The following is a 17281-nucleotide window of genomic DNA, read 5'->3' as shown; positions in this document are numbered from 1 at the left end:
GAATTTGCAGAATGAACGTAAAAACAGATGGCATTCGGCAAAAGCCGGAGGCGGGGCGGACTCTCGATGCCACCGACCGAAAAATCTTAGGCCTGCTGGTGGAGGACGCGACGCTCAGCTATTCGGAACTCGGCGACCGGGTGGCACTTTCGCCACCTGCCGTGCATGAGCGTGTCAAGCGCCTGCGCCGTTCCGGCGCCATACGCAACACCGCCGCGCAGATCGACGCGGAGGCCGTCGACAAGCCGCTCCTGGCCTTCGTTCATGTCGATACGCATGGCTGGGGCAAGACGCCGGAACTGATCGCCATTTCGCAGCATCCCGAAGTCGAGGAAATCCATTCGGTCGCCGGCGACGCCTGCATGCTCTTGAAGGTGCGGACGGCAGGACCGCACGCGCTCGAAGGGCTTCTGGCGCGGCTCTACGATACGCCGGGCGTGTTGCGGACACGCAGCTACGTGGTGCTTTCGACCTACCTGGAACGGCCGGTACAGCCAGGTCGGACCGAACACTGGCCCAAACCGCGCGCGGCACTCGGCCGGGGTGTGCCGGAGGAGCCTGCGACACCGTGAATGGTCAGTATCTGTAATCGACCTGCATGAGACATAGCCCGCCGGGTGGAGCCACCGGACCGCACGCCTTGCGGTCGCGCGCTTCGAGCGCCGCCTCTACATCGTCGGCCGTCCAGGCACCCTCGCCCACCCGTTTCAGCGTGCCGACCATGGAGCGCACCTGATTGTGCAGGAAGGAGCGCGCCGAGGCGCGGATCTCGATGCGCTCGCCATCACGGGTCACGTCGAGCCGGTCGAGTGTCTTTTCCGGGCTTTTTGCCTGGCAGTGGATCGAGCGGAAAGTCGTGAAGTCGTGGCGACCAACAAGGCGTTGCCCGGCGTCGTGCATCGCCGCCGCGTCGAGCGCCCTGGCGATCTGCCACGCCTTGCCCCGATCAAGCGCCAGAGGCGCCCGGCGGTTCACGATCAGATAGCGGTAATGTCGCGCAATGGCCGAAAAGCGGGCGTCGAAATCGTCCGGCACGCTCATGGCTGAAAGGATGGACACGGTCTCGCCGGCCATGGCGAGGTGCGCGTTGGTCGCGTCGCGCACCGTATCGGCAGGCCAGTCCTTGCCGAGGTCGAAATGCGCGACCTGGCCCAGGGCGTGCACGCCGGCGTCGGTTCGCCCGGCACCGCGGAGGCTGACCTCCTCAGCGCAGAAGCCGGCAATCGCCTTTTCGATCGCACCCTGCACGGAAGGCTGGTCGGCCTGGCGCTGCCAGCCAGCATAGGCGGCGCCATCATATTCGATATCGATGCGGTAGCGCGGCATAGGCCTCAGGTGCCGGCGAAGGCGCGCGGATAGACGAGCCGACCCGTCGGCGGCGCCTCGTCGTCCCATGCAACCGCCTGCAGCGCTTCGCATTGATAGTCGCTATCGAAACCGCGTGCGCGCTCATGCGTGTAGCCGAAGCGGCCGTAGTATCCGGGTTCACCAAGCACCACGCTGAGTGTCTCGCCTGCCTCGCGCAGCAGCCGGTGCCCTTCCTCGATCAGCGCCGAACCGATGCCGCCACCCTGGAAATCCGGATAGACGGCAATCGGTGCCAGGGCGACCGCGGCGAACCGGGCTCTCTCCGTTTCGACGTGAAGTCGCGAAAACAGAACATGTCCGAGGATCGCGCCGTCCCGCTCGGCCACCAGTTCGAGGACCCGGTCACCATCCCAGACGATCCGTTCGACCAGTTCGGCCTCGTCGCGGCGACCGAACGCGGCCTGCTCGAGCGCGAAGATCGCGGTGCGATCGGCATCGGCTGCCTGGCTGACGGTGATCTTGCTCACGTTATTTCGCCCCCCTCACCGACATCGACGCCGCGCAGGAACGCCTCCGCGGGCATCGGCTTGCCGCCGGCGCGTTGCAGTTCGACCAGGCGCACCGCACCCTCGCCGCAGGCTACCCTGAGGCCGGCATCGAGTACCTGACCAGATAGTCCGTGCCCTTGCGCAAGCGTCGAGCGGAGAACCTTTACGCGCTCATGCTTGCCGCCGATCGGCATTTCGCACCAGGCGCCCGGCAACGGCGACAACCCGCGAATATGGTTGTGCACCTCGGTGGCGGGACGCGCCCAGTCGATGCGGGTCTCGGTCTTGTCGATCTTGCGCGCATAAGTCACGCCTTCCTCCGGCTGCGGCGTTAGCGTCAGCGTGCCTGCTTCGAGTTGCGCCAGCCCCGCCACCATCAATTCGGCTCCCTCGGCTGCGAGTACATCATGCAGTTCGCCAGCAGTCATGTCGGGACCGATCGGCACACGCCGTTGCAATGCCACTGGTCCGGTGTCGAGACCGGCCTCCATCTTCATCACCATCATCGCGGTTTCGCTGGCGCCGGCCATGATCGCGCGCTGGATCGGCGCGGCGCCGCGCCAGCGCGGCAGGGCCGAGGCGTGGCCATTGAAGCAGCCGAGCCGCGTACCGTCGAGGATGGCGCGCGGCAGAATCTGGCCGTAAGCGACGACGACGGCGACATCCGCGCCCAGATCGACAAATGCCCGCTGTTCGTCCTTGTCGCGCAACGTGTCCGGGGTACGGACTTCAACGCCCAATTCCTCGGCGGCGCGATGCACCGGCGACTTCGTCAATTCGAGCCCGCGCCGCCCGGCAGCGCGCGGCGGCTGGGTATAGACGGCCGCGATCTCATGCCCGGCAGCCGCGACAGCCCTGAGCGTCGGCACGGAAAAGTCCGGCGTCCCCATGAAAATGAGGCGAAAAGTCATGCGTACCCGTCCGGCCTATCCAGAGATGGCGCCCGCACAATCGGCGCGCCGCACGCTTCAAACGGCTTTAGGAGCCTGACGTCAAGTTTCTATCCGACCATACGGCCGGACGGGCGCTCGCGGGCCAGCTTGCGAAACCTCTTCACCACCATGTCGCGCTTCAGCCGCGACAGGTAGTCGATGAAGAGCACGCCGTTCAGATGATCGATCTCGTGCTGCAGGCAGGTCGCGAGCAGGCCCTCGGCCTCGATCTGCCTTCTCTCGCCGTCGATGTCGACGTAGTCGACCGTCACCGCAGCCGGCCTCTCGACCTCGGCGTAATAGTCGGGAATCGAGAGGCAGCCCTCCTCATAGGTCGAGCGCTCATCGGCGGAGGCAACGATCTCGGGGTTGATGAAGATGCGCGGCTCGCGCGGCTCTTCCTCCTTGGAGACATCGATCACAAGCATGCGCAACGGTTCACCGACCTGGATCGCGGCAAGTCCGATGCCCGGCGCGTCATACATGGTCTCCAGCATGTCGTCGGCAAGCTTCCTCACACCCCCGTCGACGCGCTCCACGGGCTTGGAGACCTGGCGCAGGACGGGGTCGGGCAAAAGGATGAGCGGCTTGAGCGACATGGCATTCAGGTAGTCGGTGGCTTGTAGGGCGTCAACTGTCGCGATTCATCCTGTTCCTGTTTTGATCTTCTGACCCGGTACCGAATCGGCTAGGGTCGAGTGATGGATCAGCTTCTGCCAATCTTTTCGGCCCCGCTCGCCCAGCTGGGCAACTCGACGATCACTGTCGGCCATGCGCTTGTAGGCGGCGCGGCTGTTCTCGTCCTGCTTCTGGCAGGACTGGCGATTGCCTTGTGGCGCAGTGCGCGAGCCCGCACCCTGGCTGCGGCCGAAGCCGCTGAACATGCCCGCGCGGCGGAAGCGCGCATGGCCGAGATCACCCGTGCGCAGTCCGAGATGCAGGGCCGCATGGCGACCATTGCCGACGTCTTCGGGGCGCGTCAGGGCGAGCTCAACAAGGCGATTTCGGACCGGCTCGACTCCATGACCGGGCGTCTGGGCCAGTCGATGAGCGAGCAGGCCCGAGCCACCCACGAAAGCCTCTCGAAGCTGCAGGAGCGGCTCGCGGTCATCGACACGGCACAAGGCAACATCCAGTCGCTTGCCGGCCAGGTGGTGCAACTGCAGCAGATTCTCGCCAACAAGCAGACCCGCGGTGCCTTCGGCCAGTCGCGCATGGAAGCGATCATCGCCGACGGATTGCCGTCGAGCGCCTACGAGTTCCAGGCCACGCTTTCCAACGGCAACCGTCCCGACTGCCTGGTCAGGATGCCGAACGATGCGCCGTCGCTGGTGATCGACGCCAAGTTTCCACTGGAATCGTGGAACGCCATCCGCGCCGCCGCCGACGCCGAAAGTCCCGATGCCGAGAAGCAGGCGACACAGGCCTTCCGGCGCGACATCGACGTGCATATCAAGGCCATCGCTGACCGCTATTTCATTCAGGGCGAGACGCAGGACACGGCGTTCATGTTCGTGCCGTCGGAATCGATCTTCGCCGAGATCCACGAGAATTTCGAGGCGCTTGTGCAGCGCGCCCATCGCGCCCGCATCGTCATCGTGTCGCCGTCGCTCCTGATGCTGTCGATCCAGGTAATCCAGGCGGTGCTCAAGGATGCCCGCATGCGCGAGCAAGCGCACCTCATTCAGGGCGAGGTGGTGCGGCTGATGGAGGATGTCGGCCGGCTCGACGACCGGGTGCGCAAATTGCAGGCGCATTTCTCGCAGGCGAACCGCGATATCGACATGATCCTGACCTCGACGGAAAAGGTCACCAAGCGCGGCCAGAAGATCGAGGCGCTGGAATTGGGCACCGTCGAGGGCGAAGGAGAAAGTCGCGGGGTCAGCCAGGTCGCGGAAACCAAGTCCGGGTCGCTAAGGCTGCGGGTCGTCGAGGGCGACGACTGACCGTGACACCGGCCGCCAGTCCGACGCGCGGCGCCGGTGTCGCTTTTGGCCAGAACGGATGCGGTCGCCGCTTCAATCCGCGACCGATTGGCCTTAGACATTCGCCATGTCGAAACGAATCGCCGGCCCAGAGATCGAACGCCTGATCCAGCTGCTTGCCAAGGTGCCGGGCCTCGGGCCGCGCTCGGCGCGACGGGCGGCGCTGCAACTGATCAAGAAGAAGGAACAGCTGCTCTCGCCGCTCGCGGCGGCGATGGCAGAAGCGGTCGACGCGGTGCGCATCTGCTCGAACTGCGGCAACGTCGACACCTGCGATCCCTGCACGGTCTGCACCGACCCGCGCCGCGACGGCGCCACCATCATCGTGGTCGAGGACGTTGCCGATCTCTGGGCGCTGGAACGCGCCGGGGCCATGAATGCGCGCTATCACGTTCTGGGCGGCACGCTGTCGCCGCTCGACGGCATCGGCCCCGACGAGCTCAACATCAAGGCGCTGATCGACAGGGTCGCCGGGGGCGGTGTGAGCGAACTGATCCTGGCCGTCAACGCCACCGTCGAAGGCCAGACCACCGCGCATTACATCACCGACCAGCTCTCGGGGCTCGAAGTGCGCGTGACCCGACTCGCCCACGGCGTTCCGGTCGGCGGCGAACTCGACTATCTCGACGAGGGCACGCTGTCGGCGGCACTGAAATCGCGGACAGCGTTTTGAGGATGGTCCCGGATTTGACTGGCTTCGAGCGGATCGGCCAGACTGTCATGATGCGTTCTCAGACACCATTTTCCCGCCTGCCGGCACTCTTGGCGCTCGTGCTGGTCTTCGTTGTCTCGCTTGCGGCCCCTTCCCTCGCCGCCTCGATCGGCCAGCAGTTCCGCGCCTGGCTCGAAAGCGATCTGTGGCCGGCTGCCAAGACGAACGGCGTGTCGCGACAGACCTTCGATGCGGCCTTCGACGGCGTTTCGCCTAATCTGAAGCTGCCCGACCTCGTCCTGCCCGGCCAGAAGCCGACCACACCGAAGGCGCAGCATCAGGCCGAGTTCCGCTCACCGGCGGTCTATTTCGCCGAAAACACGGTCCGCGGCGTGACGGCCGGCGGACGGTCGCGCGCCGGCAAGCATCGCCAGACATTGGCTGCGATCGAAAAGCGCTACGGCGTGCCCGCCGGCATCATCCTCGCCATCTGGGGGCGCGAATCGGCGTTCGGCCGCGCCAAGATCCCGCACGACGCCTTCGAGGTGCTGGGCACCAAGGCGTTCCTGTCGACACGCAAGGACATGTTCCGCGTCGAGGTGCTATCCGCCCTGGTGATGGCCGAGCGCGGCAGGATTTCACCGAGGGCGATGAAATCGTCTTGGGCCGGCGCGCTCGGACAGCCGCAATTCCTGCCGAGTTCCTATCTGAAACATGCCGCCGATGGCGACGGCGACGGGCGCATCGACATCTGGAGTTCGGAGGCCGATACGCTGGCCTCGATCGCCAGCTACCTGCGCAACCACGGCTGGGTGACCGGTCGCGACTGGGGCTTCGAGGTGACGGTGCCGGACGGCGTTTCCTGCGCGCTAGAAGGACCGGACCGGGGCCGAAACATTTCGGATTGGGCGGCAATGGGCATCGAGCGCGTCGGCGGGCGACCGTTTCCCGATCACGAGGCGCGCGGGGTCGGATATCTGATGATGCCGGCGGGGCGCCACGGCCCGGCTTTCATCGTGACGCCGAACTTCTACGTTCTCAAGGAATACAACGAGAGCGACGTCTACGCGCTGTTCGTCGGGCATGCCGCCGACCGCATAAGCTATGGCGACAAAGGCTTTTCGGGCTCCTGGGGCAAGGTCGGAGGGCTCGATCGTTCCGACATTTCGGCGATGCAGCGGGGCCTGGAGCGGCTTGGCCACGATGTCGGCGGGGCGGACGGGCTTGCCGGGTTCAAGACGCGGCGCTCGATCGGAAAATGGCAGGAAAACAACGGCTTGAAGCCGACCTGCTTCCCGGACGCGGCCCTGGTGCGCGCCCTGCGCTGAGCCCGGAAGCTGCGGTTCGGCACCGCGATTTCGGGCCGGAAGCCGCGGGTTTTCTGCCGGAAAATCGCAAAAATCCGGGGATTCGGAACCCGAACTCCGAGGTTTCAGGACCTCAGGCGGCGTCGGCCAGCGCCCGCCGGACGTCGGCCAGGATCCCGAAGGATTTCAGCCGCGCGGCATGATCGAAAATGTTACCGGTGACGATCAGTTCGTCGGCCCCGGTGCGGGCGGCAAAACCGGCGATTCCGGTTCGCACCGTCTCGGGCGAGCCGACCACGGCGCAGGAAAGGGCAAGATCGAGCATCGAGCGGGCGGCCGGGTCGAGCGTCTCCTCGTAATTGGCGACCGGCGGCGGCAGCTTGCCGGGACGGCCGGAGCGCAGATTGACGAAGGCCTGCTGCTGCGAGGAGAAGAGCAGCCGCGCCTCCCCGTCGGTGTCGGCGGCAAAGACGCTCATGCCGAGCATGACGTAAGGCTTGTCGAGCTGCGCCGACGGCTCGAAACGCTCGCGGTAGATCGCGACCGCGCTTTCCAGTTCCGCCGGCGCGAAATGCGAGGCGAAGGCATAGGGCAGGCCGAGCGCGGCGGCGAGCTGCGCGCCATAGAGGCTGGAACCCAGAATCCAGATCGGCACGTCGAGACCGGCGCCGGGCACGGCACGCACGCGCTGGCCTTCCTCGGCGGCGCGGAACCAGCCGATCAGCTCGACGACGTCCTGCGGAAAGGCGTTGGGGTCGGCATTGAGCCCGCGCCGCAGCGCGCGGGCGGTCGCCATGTCGGTGCCGGGCGCGCGGCCGAGGCCGAGGTCGATGCGGCCGGGATAGAGCGCGGCCAGCGTGCCGAAGGCCTCGGCGACCATCAGCGGCGCATGGTTGGGCAGCATGATGCCGCCGGCGCCGACACGGATGGTCGAGGTCGCGGCGGCGACCTGGCCGATCACCACTGCGGTCGCCGCGCTGGCGATGCCGGGCATGTTGTGATGCTCGGCGAGCCAATAACGCTCGTAACCCCATTTCTCGGCATGCCGGGCAAGGTCGAGCGTGTTTTTCAGCGACTGCGCGACGTCGCTGCCTTCGGCGACGGGCGCGAGGTCGAGAACCGAAATCGGGATCATTCTTTCACCTTGCCTCAGCACGAGGGGACCGCGGCCGGCGCCAACCGAGCCAACGACGAGCGCGAGGCCCACCCGAGGGCTTCACGCGTCACATGCGAATCCGGCGTCGACCGGGTCCGGATCAGAACGGCAGCTTGAAGCCGGGCGGGATCGGCAGACCGGCGGTGAGTTCCTGGGTCTTCTTCTGCATCATCGCCTCGGCCTTGGCCTTGGCGTCGTTGTGGGCGGCGAGGATCAGGTCCTCAAGGATCTCGACGTCGTCCTCCTTGAACAGGGACGGGTCGACCTTGAGCGCCTTCATCTCGCCCTTGCCGCTGAGCGTGACCTGCACGAGACCGCCACCGGCCTGGCCGGAGGCCTCCATCTCGGCGATCTCCTTCTGCATGGCCTCGAACTTCGCCTGCATTTCCTTGGCCTTGCCCATAAGGCCCATCAGATCCTTCATCTTGCCGTTCCTCAATTGGTCAGGATTCGTCGTCTTCGTCGTCGCCGGGCGGCGGCGCGGGCGCCATGTCGTCCTCGGCCGCCTCCGGAATGCGCACGTCGATGATGCGCGAGCCGGGGAAGCGCGACAGGATGGCGGCCACCTCGGGGTCGGCGCGGGCGTCGAGGATGGCGCTTTCGCGCTTGCCGGCCTCGATCTCGGCGATGGTGTCGCCGCCGCGCTCGCGCGACAGCGACACGATCCAGCGCCGCCCGGTCCATTGCTGCAGCTTGGCGGTGATGTCGCCCAGAAGCGTCTTGGGCGCCTCCTCGGTGAGGCTGACCTCGAGCCGGCCCGGCTCGATCTTCACCGGCCGCACGCAGCGCTTGACCAGCACCTTGAAGGCGAGGTCGCGATGACGGTCGGCCAGCGCGGCAATGTCGGCGACCGAAGCGACACGGACGGTCTCGGCTGCCGGTTCCGGCTCGGGCGCGGCCGGGGGCGGCTCGAATTGCGGCGACGGTTCGGACGCGGCCAGCCGCAAGGTCGCAGCGCCTCCGCCATTGCCGGATGCAACCGGCGTACGCTCGGCGACCGCCCTGACGCCGCCATTGCCGGACGGCTGGGGCGCGCGGCGCGGCGCGGCGCCCGCCGGGACGGCAGCATCGCCGCCGGCCTCGAGCCCCTTCAGCGCCTCGTCGAGCGTCGGCAAGGTGGCGGCGTGCGCAAGGCGGATCAGCACCATTTCGCCGGCATTGACCGGACTGTTCGAGCCCTGGACCTCGGAAATGCCCTTCAACAGCATCTGCCAGGCACGCGACAGATGGCGCACGGAAAGCGCTTCGGCGAATTGCGGGCCGCGCGCGCGCTCGTCCTCGGTGAGCGAGGGATCGTCGGCCGCCTCGGGCACGTATTTCAGGCGGGTGACGAGATGGGTGAATTCGGCAAGGTCGACCAGCACCACCGCCGGGTCGGCGCCGGCGTCGTACTGGGCGCGGAACTCGCCGAGGGCCTCGGCGATCTCGCCGGCCATCAGCTTTTCGAACAGGTCGATGACGCGTGCCCGGTCGGCGAGGCCGAGCATGCCGCGCACGGTTTCGGCGGTGACGCGGCCGGCGCTGTGGGCGATCGCCTGGTCGAAGATCGACAGCGCGTCGCGCGCCGAACCCTCGGCGGCACGGGTGATCATGGCGAGTGCTGCGTCGTCGGCCTCGATCTGCTCCTTGCCGGCGATGTCGCGCAGATGGCCGACCAGCACGCCGGCCTCGATGCGGCGCAGGTCGAAACGCTGGCAGCGCGACAGCACGGTGATCGGCACCTTGCGTATCTCGGTGGTGGCGAAGATGAACTTCACATGCGGCGGCGGCTCCTCCAGCGTCTTCAACAGGCCGTTGAAGGCCTGCGTCGACAGCATGTGGACCTCGTCGATGATGTAGACCTTGTAGCGCGCCGAGACCGGGGCGTAGCGGACCTGCTCGATGATGTCACGGATGTCGTCGATGCCGGTATGGGAGGCGGCGTCCATCTCGACCACGTCGACGTGCCGGCCCTCCATGATGGCGCGGCAATGCTCGCCCTCCCCGGCAAGGTCGATCGAGGGCTGGTCGACGGCATCGGTCTTGTAGTTCAACGCGCGGGCGAGAATGCGGGCGGTGGTGGTCTTGCCGACACCGCGCACGCCGGTGAGCATCCAGGCCTGGGCGATACGGCCACTGGCGAAGGCGTTGGTGAGGGTGCGCACCATCGGCTCCTGGCCGATGAGGTCGCGGAAATCATGCGGGCGGTACTTGCGGGCGAGAACCCGGTAGGGGCCATCCTTCCGATCGGCTGTGCCGGCCTCGCTCATCGTTCGGTGTCGCTCCGTCTGCCAGTCTGAAACGCGGGCCGGCGGCCCCTTCAAATCTCGCGCGGCGGGGTGGCGGCGTCAATGCCGCGCCGGGGCCGGGCGTGGATGAAAAGGCGGGAGGCTGGCACGGTGACCCGTGCCGTGGCTCGTTAGGGCTGCTTCCTTCCGGACCTGACCCGGTTGGCGAGTGGCTCGTCCACCACCAACCTCCCGCGCCCCATATCGTCAATCCGGACGCCGAATGCAAGAGGTTCGGGGGATTCTGTATGGTCCGGTGTCGCTTCCAGCTGCTTCGCGGACACGTTCTCCCCGGCGTGGAGAGGGGCGCGATGGCAATTTCTGGCACGAATGGATTCGGGCCTTGTTCAACACAGGCCCTGATCCTTCACTCTTAGGGCGGTCCTCAAGAAAGGACTGTGCTATGGGTAGGCATTTGGAAAGCGATCCCTAAATTAGCTGGATTCATTCTGCAACTAGACGGCCCGGTTTTGCGGGCCCACGATTCTGAGGAGGACGCGCGGACTGGTTTGTCCTTCGGATACCTCGTTACCATCGAAGAATACGTCGACGCAAATTTCGCTACTGAGTTCTTTATCTCTATCTCTGACAAATCTGTAACGAGCATAAGCATAAATGATGAATCTAGCTTTAGCACGGCGAAGAAGATCCAGATCATCGTCACAGGCAAACATAGTACCGCATTCGAGAGGTGCACCGGGCGGAATCATTATTGGATTCGCCTCAGGGTTGTTAAATATCGGAATAAATTCTGGTATTTCATCGTTCATTCCAATTATTCTATTTGTTACGAATACTTCAGTGTCGCAAGCTGGCGTCCGCCCAAAATTTTGGAAAAACAAGGTAATACCAAGAGCCTCTTTTGCGATGAATCCGTCAAATTGTACGTTTTGCGCGTTCACTTTCCTGAATTTGTGCGAGTAGAGCAGCCATGGACGAAGGTCGTCGTCTCCGATTTGCTTCGTAACGACCACTGTCTCCTCAGCAGCCTTAGTGGCGCCCTTCGCTTCTTCGACGGCAGCGCCTGCGTACTGGGCGGCATCTCGCGTATGGATCAGCGTTCTCCAGATGAGAACCACGCCAATGGCAGTGAGGAGGGCAGACACGGCGGCGGCAATGAACATCCAGAAAGTCCAAGTCGCCATACTCTCTTGGGCTTCCAGGTCGGCCTTATCGCGGCGGCGTGCTTCCTCAGCTGCTATCTTATCTTCCTCGGCTATCAGATCGCGAATAGCGGCTTCGATGCCTTGGATCGCGGGCAGAAGGTCCGGGGTGTTATCCGGTTCTGGGGCGGGATTCTCTTGGCGTGCGGAAGTAGCTTCCTGCTGTTGGCCGGCGGGTTCGGGCTCGCGTTGGGGGGCGGACTGCTCAAGCTCCTGAGCTAGCCCTGGGGAGACACCTAGTCCAATTGCAATTGCCGCGGTCCAAGCGCGGTTAGACATTGGAGCATGAAGGCGGCGGTGAACTTGCCACGGCTGACCTTGTTCCTCAGGTTGCGTTCGTCCTCTTGCACCCCAATGGATTCCAGCCTTTCCAGCAATTGTGAATAGGTGACGGTCCGTTTCGCCATCTCCACGCGCATTATCCACCGCGCTTTGGCCTGCCGGACACGTACTTCGTCTGTCGCACATCCCCGCGGCGGAGGCGATGAGCTCCCGGCTGGCTACAGGGCCTGTAGCGGCTCGCAGTTCGGCACAAGGGGCGGGCACGGAACCGCCTGTACCCCCCACCCCTCCCCATGAGGGAACTTTCAGCGCCGCGCGCGCCAGCGAATCGACCCACAAGCGCGCGGACACCCTTGCGGGGGGAACGGGCACCCTCTAGCCTCTCTCCCGTGAATGCGGGGAAACGCCCATGATGAGGGGGCACAGGCGCGGCTTCGAACTCGACCGGAAGCTCAACAGCGAAAGCGAGCCGGTGCTGTGGCTCGGGCTGTGCGAATTGCGGGTCATGAACGACAGCCGCTGGCCATGGCTCATCCTGGTTCCGCAGCGGCCGGACGTGGAAGAGCTGTTCGAGCTGACGCCGCTCGACCTCACCATGCTGACCTTCGAGATCAACCTCGTCGCCCAGGCCTTGAAGGACACCACCGGCTGCAGCAAGATCAACGTCGCCACGCTGGGCAATGTTGTGCGGCAGCTGCACGTGCATGTGGTCGCGCGCTCCGAAAACGACGCGAACTGGCCGGGCCCGGTGTGGGGTCACGGCCTGCGCACGCCCTACCGGCGCGAGGACCTGCACCAATTTGTGGAAACCGTGCGCCGCGCGCTGTAGGTTCCTTCACCGTCCGCCCGCAACCCTCCAGGAAACCGCCTCCGCATGTCCTTTCGCCTGTTCGAAGCACCCGAGCGCGAGCCGAGCCAGTCTGTCGGCTTCGCCGGCAACGAGATCGACCGCCAGTCGGAACACCGCAGCGACGACAGCGCCGAGGCGGCGCTAGCAGAGCCGTCCTGCCGCATCCTGCTGATGCGCGGCGGCCGCGCGCAACTGCGCGGCAACGGCCAGGGCTTCAGCGCCTGGCACACGGCCGACGAAGCAAGGGCGCTCGCCGCGAAGCTGCGACACGCGGTACTGCTCGGGCGCGACCGCGACGGCCCAATCGTCGCCGCGCCGGGCGGGCTGGAGCCGGACGACCTGCCCGAGACGATCAAGGCGATCGACTACCGCTCGATCTACATGCAGGGCCTGCTCGACACGCCGACGCTGGGCGCGCTGGCGCAGGGCGCCGCACTTCTGGCGTGGAACCACAACCACCGCTTCTGCGGGCGCTGCGGCACGGAAAGCGACATGCGCGCCGGCGGCTACAAGCGCGCCTGCCCGAAATGCGGTGCCGAGCATTTTCCGCGCACCGATCCCGTCGTCATCATGCTGGCGGTGACGCCCGACAGATGCCTTCTGGGGCGCAGCCCGCACTTCATGCCGGGCATGTATTCCTGCCTCGCCGGCTTCGTGGAGCCGGGCGAGACGATCGAGAACGCAGTGCGGCGCGAAACCTTCGAGGAGTCGGGCATCAAGCTCGGCCGCGTCGTCTATCACGCCAGCCAGCCGTGGCCGTTTCCCTATTCGCTGATGATCGGCTGTTTCGGCGAGGCGCTGAGCGAGGAAATCAACGCCGACGCCGCCGAACTGGAGGATTGCCGCTGGTTCACGCGGGCGGAAACGCGGCAGATCGTGGCCGGCACCCATCCGGACGGCGTGCTGGTGCCGCCGAAGATGGCGATCGCCCACCATCTGATAAAGGCGTGGGCGGAAAGCGACTAGCGCCGTTCAGAAACGCTCGGCCCGGATCACCTGCGTGTCGGTGACGTTGACAAGGCCGATATGGCGCTCAACGACCGACAGCACCGCCTCCAGCAGGGCCGGCAGCCTGTCGGGGCCGACGACGCAGACGACCGCCACCATGCCCTGCGCCCTGCCGACCTGGCCGTCGCGGCTCCAGCGCCCGGAGCGGCCTGAGCCGCCGCTGACCGGCAAGACGGTATAGCCGGTGACGCCATTGTCGATCAGGATGTCGGTCAGCCGGTCCTCCATCACCGCCTCGATGATGATCTCGACCCTCTTGGCCTCGTGCATGAGCATGGTCCTTCTCCGATCAGGGGCCGGCAAACGAGCTCGCCGCCAGAATATAGAGCGGAATGCCGACGGTGAGGTTGAACGGAAACGTCACGCCCAGCGCCAGGGTGAGGGAGAGGGCCGGATTGGCCTCCGGCAGGGCCACGCGCATGGCAGCCGGCACGGCGATGTAGGACGCCGAGGCGCATAGCACCATCAGCAGCACCACGCCGCCGACGGACAGGCCGAGGAGCTGCGCCACGACGAAGGCAAGGGCGGCGCCGGCGAGCGGCATCAGGAAACCGAAGGACAGGACACGCACCGTCAGCACGCCCCGGCTCGACAGCAGGCCGCGGCCGGCGACGAGACCCATGTCGAGCAGGAACAGACACAGGACGCCCTTGAACGGGTCCACGACGAAACCCCTGATCTCGGCCAGCCCCTTCTCGCCGGTGAGGGCGCCGATCGCGAAGGCGCCCATCAGGAGCACGATCGAGCCGTTGAACAGGATCTCGCGCCAGACCTTGGGACCCATCTCGCCGCCGCCGCCGAAACGCGCGGCAAGCCACAGCGCCGACAGGATGGCCGGAGCCTCCATCACGGCGGCGACCGCGACCATGTAGCCCTCCGGCTCGAGGCCGCTCGAAGCCAGCAGCGTGTTGGCGGCGACGAAGGTGACGATCGAGATCGAGCCGTAATGGGCGGCCACCGCGGCCGCGTCGATCGGCGACAGCCTGGCGAGCGCGCGCAGCAGGAAAAATGCCAGGAAGGGAAGCAGGAGCGAGAGCAGAAGGCCCGCCGCGATGGTGGCGAACAGGCGCAATTCCGGGCCGTGCCCGGCGACACTGGCGCCGCCCTTGAAGCCGATCGCGAACAGCAGGTAGAGCGACAGCCCCTTGGCGATCGCCTCGGGAAAGGAAAGATCCGAGCGCACGAGCGCGGCGGCGACGCCGAGCACGAAACTCAACACGATCGGCGACACCAGATTCGATGCCGCCAGGGAAACGGCGTCAGCCATAGCGCCCTCCCCCCATCAATCCTCGCCCCGTCAATCCTCGTCCTCGCTCTGGGTGGCGCGGAAGGGGTGGGCCTCGTAGACGCCGAGAACGCGCACCTCGCGCGAGAAGAACTGCAGCTCCTCCAGCGCCAGCGCGACGTTGCGGTCGTCGGGGTGGCCCTCGATGTCGGAGTAGAACAGCGTCGAGAAGAACTTGCCGCCGAGCTGGTAGCTCTCCAGCTTGGTCATGTTGACGCCGTTGGTGGCGAAGCCGCCCATGGCCTTGTAGAGCGCGGCCGGCACGTTGCGGACACGGAAGATGAAGGTGGTCATCATCTTGGCGCCGGGATCCCGGCGCTCGGCCCACTTCCTCGACTTGGAGAGCACGACGAAGCGGGTGACGTTGTTGTCGGTGTCCTCTACATCCTCGCCGACGATCTTGAGCCCGTAGAGATCGGCCGCCAGCCGCGGCGCCAGCGCGGCCCGGGTGGGATCGCCCTCCTCGGCGACGAGGCGCGCGGCACCCGCCGTGTCGCCGGCCACGACCGGCTTCCAGCGATGGCGGCGGATGATCTTGCGGCACTGGCCGAGCGCGTGGATGTGGCTGTAGACGGCCCTGATGTCGTCGCGCGAGGCCGAGGGCAGCACCATCAGCTGGAAATGGATCGGCAGGAAATATTCGCCGACGATGTGGAGGCGCGAATCCGGCAGCAGGTGGTGGATGTCGGCGACGCGGCCGGCGATGGTGTTCTCGATCGGGATCATGGCGAGTTCGGCCTTGCCGGTCTCGACCGCGTTGAAGGCGTCCTCGAAGGTCGGGCACGGCAGCGGCTCCATGGCGGGAAACATGTCGCGGCAGGCGGTGTCGGAATTGGCGCCGGGCTCGCCCTGGAAGGCTATCTTTGCGGTCATTGGCGGTGTTCTTTCTCGATCCTCAGGCAGAAAGCAGCGCGCGGGCGCGCTCCAAATCGGAAGGCGTGTCGACGCCGAGCGGCACGGCCTCGACGATGCGGGCGTCGATGCGCATGCCGGCCTCGAGCGCGCGCAGCTGTTCGAGGCGCTCGCGCTTTTCGAGCGGCGACGGCGGCAGGGCCACGAAGCGCTCGAGCGCGGCGCGGCGATAGGCGTAGATGCCGACATGGTGGTAGAGCGGGCCCTTGCCCCAGGGCGCGCGGGCCCGGGTGAAATAGAGCGCGCGCAGGCGGTCGCCCGAAAGCGGCGCGCCGACGATCTTGACGACGTTGGGATTGTCCTTCTCGGCCTCGTCGGCGATCTCGACGCCGAGCGTGGCGATATCGGTTTCCGCGTCGGTGAGAGGATCGAGCACGGCGCGCACGGTCCCGGGCGCAATGGTCGGCAGGTCGCCCTGCAGGTTGACGACGGTCTCGACCCCGGCGCGCGGATCGAGGGCCCGAAGCGCCTCGAAGATGCGGTCGGAGCCGGACTGGTGGTCGCCGCGGGTCATCACCGCCTCGTGGCCATGGCGGCGCACGGCGGCGAAGACCTCGTCGCTGTCGGTGGCGACGACGGCGCGGCCGAGGCCGCTTGCGGCGGCCCTTTCGGCGACATGCACGATCATCGGCCGGCCGGCGATATCGGCGAGCGGCTTGCCCGGCAGCCGGGTGGAGGCCATGCGGGCCGGGATGAGCACGAGAACGGACATGAAAACCGCAAAAGTGGCAAAAGGTCTCACTTGGAATGGCCCTTATATGTGTTGCAAGGCCGCGGCAAAAGACCTAGACCCGTTCGCGACAATTCGACCGGCGACGGCTGGTCCGACCGCCGCCCGAGGGCCGCGCGGTCCCTGGATTTCGGGAGCTTCGGCCAATGGATTCATTCGAACTCAACAAGCTGCTTGGCGGCCTGCTCGCCGCCGTGTTCGCGGTGTTCACGATCGGCATCGTGTCGGATTCGATCTTCGCCAGCCCGGCGCCGGACCAGTTCGGCTATGCGATCGAGGCGCCGGAGGAAGATGCAGGCCATGGCGGGCCGAGCGAGCCGCAGGTCGAGCCGATCGCGGTCAGGCTGGCGTCCGCCGACATCGGCGCCGGCGAAAGTCAGTTCAAGAAGTGCCAGGCCTGCCACACGGTCGAGAACGGCGGCGCCAACAAGGTCGGCCCGAACCTCTGGGACATCGTCAACCGGCCGGTCGCCGGCCATGAGGGTTTTGCCTATTCGGGCGCGATGACGGAGTTTGCCGAAGGCGGCTCGGTGGTCTGGGATTACCAGCATCTCGACGACTTCCTGGCCTCGCCGAAGGGATTGATCAGGGGCACGGCGATGGGCTTCGCCGGGGTCAAGAACCCGGCCCAGCGCGCCGACCTGATCGCCTATCTGCGCAGCCTTTCGGACAACCCGGCGCCGCTGCCGGAAGCGCCGGCAGAAAGTGAATCGGCGGCCGCCGAAGGCGCCGACGACACGTCGACGGCAGCGCCGGCCGAGGACAAGCCGGCCGCGACGGGGGCCGAAGCGGCGGACGAACCGGCGGCGGAAGACGCGGCCGAGGAGGCCGAAAAGCCCGCGGCCGAATGACCAAATTGTAATCTCGCCACCACGAAAAAGCCGGGTTCCGCCCGG

At 66.2% G+C, this 17281-nt stretch carries 20 protein-coding genes and 1 other RNA gene; 8 read left to right on the top strand and 13 right to left on the bottom strand.

All coding sequences use genetic code 11. The features are described from left to right. The first annotated feature begins 11 nt into the window (after positions 1-11). Positions 12-572, top strand: coding sequence for an Lrp/AsnC family transcriptional regulator (locus tag FQ775_RS22865; protein ID WP_146299853.1), 561 nt, complete (start codon positions 12-14; stop codon positions 570-572). Between the two features lie 4 nt (positions 573-576). On the opposite strand, the gene truA is transcribed toward FQ775_RS22865, so the two are convergent. The 4 genes from truA to def form a co-directional block, all read right to left on the bottom strand. Beyond that, positions 577-1326, bottom strand: coding sequence for a tRNA pseudouridine(38-40) synthase TruA (truA, locus tag FQ775_RS22860; RefSeq protein ID WP_146299854.1), 750 nt, complete (start codon positions 1324-1326; stop codon positions 577-579). Between the two features lie 5 nt (positions 1327-1331). Beyond that, positions 1332-1835 carry a GNAT family N-acetyltransferase gene (locus FQ775_RS22855; RefSeq protein ID WP_146299855.1) on the bottom strand — a complete coding sequence of 168 codons (504 nt, stop codon included), beginning with the start codon at positions 1833-1835 and terminating at the stop codon, positions 1332-1334. Then, positions 1832-2767 (bottom strand): methionyl-tRNA formyltransferase, encoded by a 936-nt coding sequence (fmt, locus tag FQ775_RS22850; protein ID WP_146299856.1) that lies wholly within the window; start codon positions 2765-2767, stop codon positions 1832-1834. The genes FQ775_RS22855 and fmt overlap by 4 nt, the downstream gene beginning before the upstream one ends. An 89-nt stretch (positions 2768-2856) precedes the next feature. Continuing rightward, positions 2857-3387 carry a peptide deformylase gene (def, locus tag FQ775_RS22845; protein ID WP_146299857.1) on the bottom strand — a complete coding sequence of 177 codons (531 nt, stop codon included), beginning with the start codon at positions 3385-3387 and terminating at the stop codon, positions 2857-2859. A 102-nt stretch (positions 3388-3489) separates the two neighbouring features. Here def and FQ775_RS22840 point away from each other — a divergent pair, with 102 nt between their 5' ends. The 3 genes from FQ775_RS22840 (at position 3490) to FQ775_RS22830 (ending at position 6753) form a co-directional block, all read left to right on the top strand. Continuing rightward, the gene (locus FQ775_RS22840; protein WP_146299858.1) at positions 3490-4734 is read left to right on the top strand and encodes a DNA recombination protein RmuC; all 1245 of its coding nucleotides are present in this window, start codon (positions 3490-3492) and stop codon (positions 4732-4734) included. Positions 4735-4840: 106 nt separating this feature from the next. Then, complete coding sequence (gene recR / locus FQ775_RS22835; RefSeq protein ID WP_146299859.1) at positions 4841-5446, top strand: recombination mediator RecR; 606 nt, start codon at positions 4841-4843, stop codon at positions 5444-5446. 47 nt (positions 5447-5493) lie between these two features. After that, positions 5494-6753 (top strand): lytic murein transglycosylase, encoded by a 1260-nt coding sequence (locus tag FQ775_RS22830; RefSeq protein ID WP_146299860.1) that lies wholly within the window; start codon positions 5494-5496, stop codon positions 6751-6753. 112 nt (positions 6754-6865) lie between these two features. Here the strand turns inward: FQ775_RS22830 and FQ775_RS22825 are convergent, their stop codons facing one another. The 4 genes from FQ775_RS22825 to ffs all read right to left on the bottom strand — a co-directional run bounded on the left by FQ775_RS22825 (position 6866) and on the right by ffs (position 10348). Next, positions 6866-7867 (bottom strand): LLM class flavin-dependent oxidoreductase, encoded by a 1002-nt coding sequence (locus FQ775_RS22825; RefSeq protein WP_146299861.1) that lies wholly within the window; start codon positions 7865-7867, stop codon positions 6866-6868. Between the two features lie 121 nt (positions 7868-7988). Continuing rightward, positions 7989-8312: a YbaB/EbfC family nucleoid-associated protein gene (locus FQ775_RS22820; protein WP_146299862.1), complete on the bottom strand. Its 324-nt coding sequence runs from the start codon at positions 8310-8312 to the stop codon at positions 7989-7991. A gap of 19 nt (positions 8313-8331) precedes the next feature. Beyond that, entirely contained in the window at positions 8332-10191 is a 1860-nt protein-coding gene (locus FQ775_RS22815; RefSeq protein WP_256378202.1) for a DNA polymerase III subunit gamma/tau, read from the bottom strand. 59 nt (positions 10192-10250) lie between these two features. Next, an RNA gene (gene ffs, locus FQ775_RS22810) (signal recognition particle sRNA small type) lies at positions 10251-10348 on the bottom strand. A gap of 205 nt (positions 10349-10553) precedes the next feature. Here ffs and FQ775_RS24085 point away from each other — a divergent pair. After that, complete coding sequence (locus FQ775_RS24085; protein ID WP_146299864.1) at positions 10554-11540, top strand: hypothetical protein; 987 nt, start codon at positions 10554-10556, stop codon at positions 11538-11540. Positions 11541-11554: 14 nt separating this feature from the next. Here the strand turns inward: FQ775_RS24085 and FQ775_RS24080 are convergent, their stop codons facing one another. Continuing rightward, positions 11555-11725 carry a DUF6471 domain-containing protein gene (locus FQ775_RS24080; protein ID WP_246730409.1) on the bottom strand — a complete coding sequence of 57 codons (171 nt, stop codon included), beginning with the start codon at positions 11723-11725 and terminating at the stop codon, positions 11555-11557. 284 nt (positions 11726-12009) lie between these two features. Between FQ775_RS24080 and FQ775_RS22800 the strand changes: the two genes are divergently transcribed. Together FQ775_RS22800 and nudC are read left to right on the top strand one after the other, a co-directional pair. Next, a complete protein-coding gene (locus FQ775_RS22800; RefSeq protein WP_146299866.1) occupies positions 12010-12429 on the top strand; it encodes an HIT domain-containing protein in 420 nt (139 codons plus the stop codon). A gap of 45 nt (positions 12430-12474) precedes the next feature. After that, entirely contained in the window at positions 12475-13416 is a 942-nt protein-coding gene (nudC, locus tag FQ775_RS22795) for an NAD(+) diphosphatase (RefSeq protein ID WP_146299867.1), read from the top strand. Positions 13417-13422: 6 nt separating this feature from the next. Here nudC and FQ775_RS22790 read toward each other — a convergent pair whose 3' ends face one another. From FQ775_RS22790 to FQ775_RS22775, 4 genes are read right to left on the bottom strand one after another with little or no spacing between them, the layout of a single operon-like run. After that, positions 13423-13734 carry a DUF3240 family protein gene (locus FQ775_RS22790; RefSeq protein ID WP_146299868.1) on the bottom strand — a complete coding sequence of 104 codons (312 nt, stop codon included), beginning with the start codon at positions 13732-13734 and terminating at the stop codon, positions 13423-13425. A 13-nt stretch (positions 13735-13747) separates the two neighbouring features. Beyond that, positions 13748-14725, bottom strand: coding sequence for a sodium-dependent bicarbonate transport family permease (locus FQ775_RS22785; protein ID WP_146299869.1), 978 nt, complete (start codon positions 14723-14725; stop codon positions 13748-13750). 30 nt (positions 14726-14755) lie between these two features. After that, on the bottom strand, positions 14756-15616 hold the full coding sequence (locus tag FQ775_RS22780; protein WP_146299870.1) for a prephenate dehydratase: 861 nt from the start codon (positions 15614-15616) through the stop codon (positions 14756-14758). A gap of 22 nt (positions 15617-15638) precedes the next feature. After that, positions 15639-16367 carry a 3-deoxy-manno-octulosonate cytidylyltransferase gene (locus FQ775_RS22775; RefSeq protein WP_146299871.1) on the bottom strand — a complete coding sequence of 243 codons (729 nt, stop codon included), beginning with the start codon at positions 16365-16367 and terminating at the stop codon, positions 15639-15641. 164 nt (positions 16368-16531) lie between these two features. Between FQ775_RS22775 and FQ775_RS22770 the strand changes: the two genes are divergently transcribed. After that, a complete protein-coding gene (locus FQ775_RS22770; RefSeq protein WP_146299872.1) occupies positions 16532-17236 on the top strand; it encodes a c-type cytochrome in 705 nt (234 codons plus the stop codon). The last annotated feature ends 45 nt before the right edge of the window (positions 17237-17281 follow it).

Source organism: Nitratireductor mangrovi (assembly GCF_007922615.2).
Lineage (GTDB): Bacteria > Pseudomonadota > Alphaproteobacteria > Rhizobiales > Rhizobiaceae > Mangrovimarina > Mangrovimarina mangrovi.
Note: the sequence above shows the minus strand (reverse complement) of the source record. Positions and strands in the feature narration are given on the sequence as shown.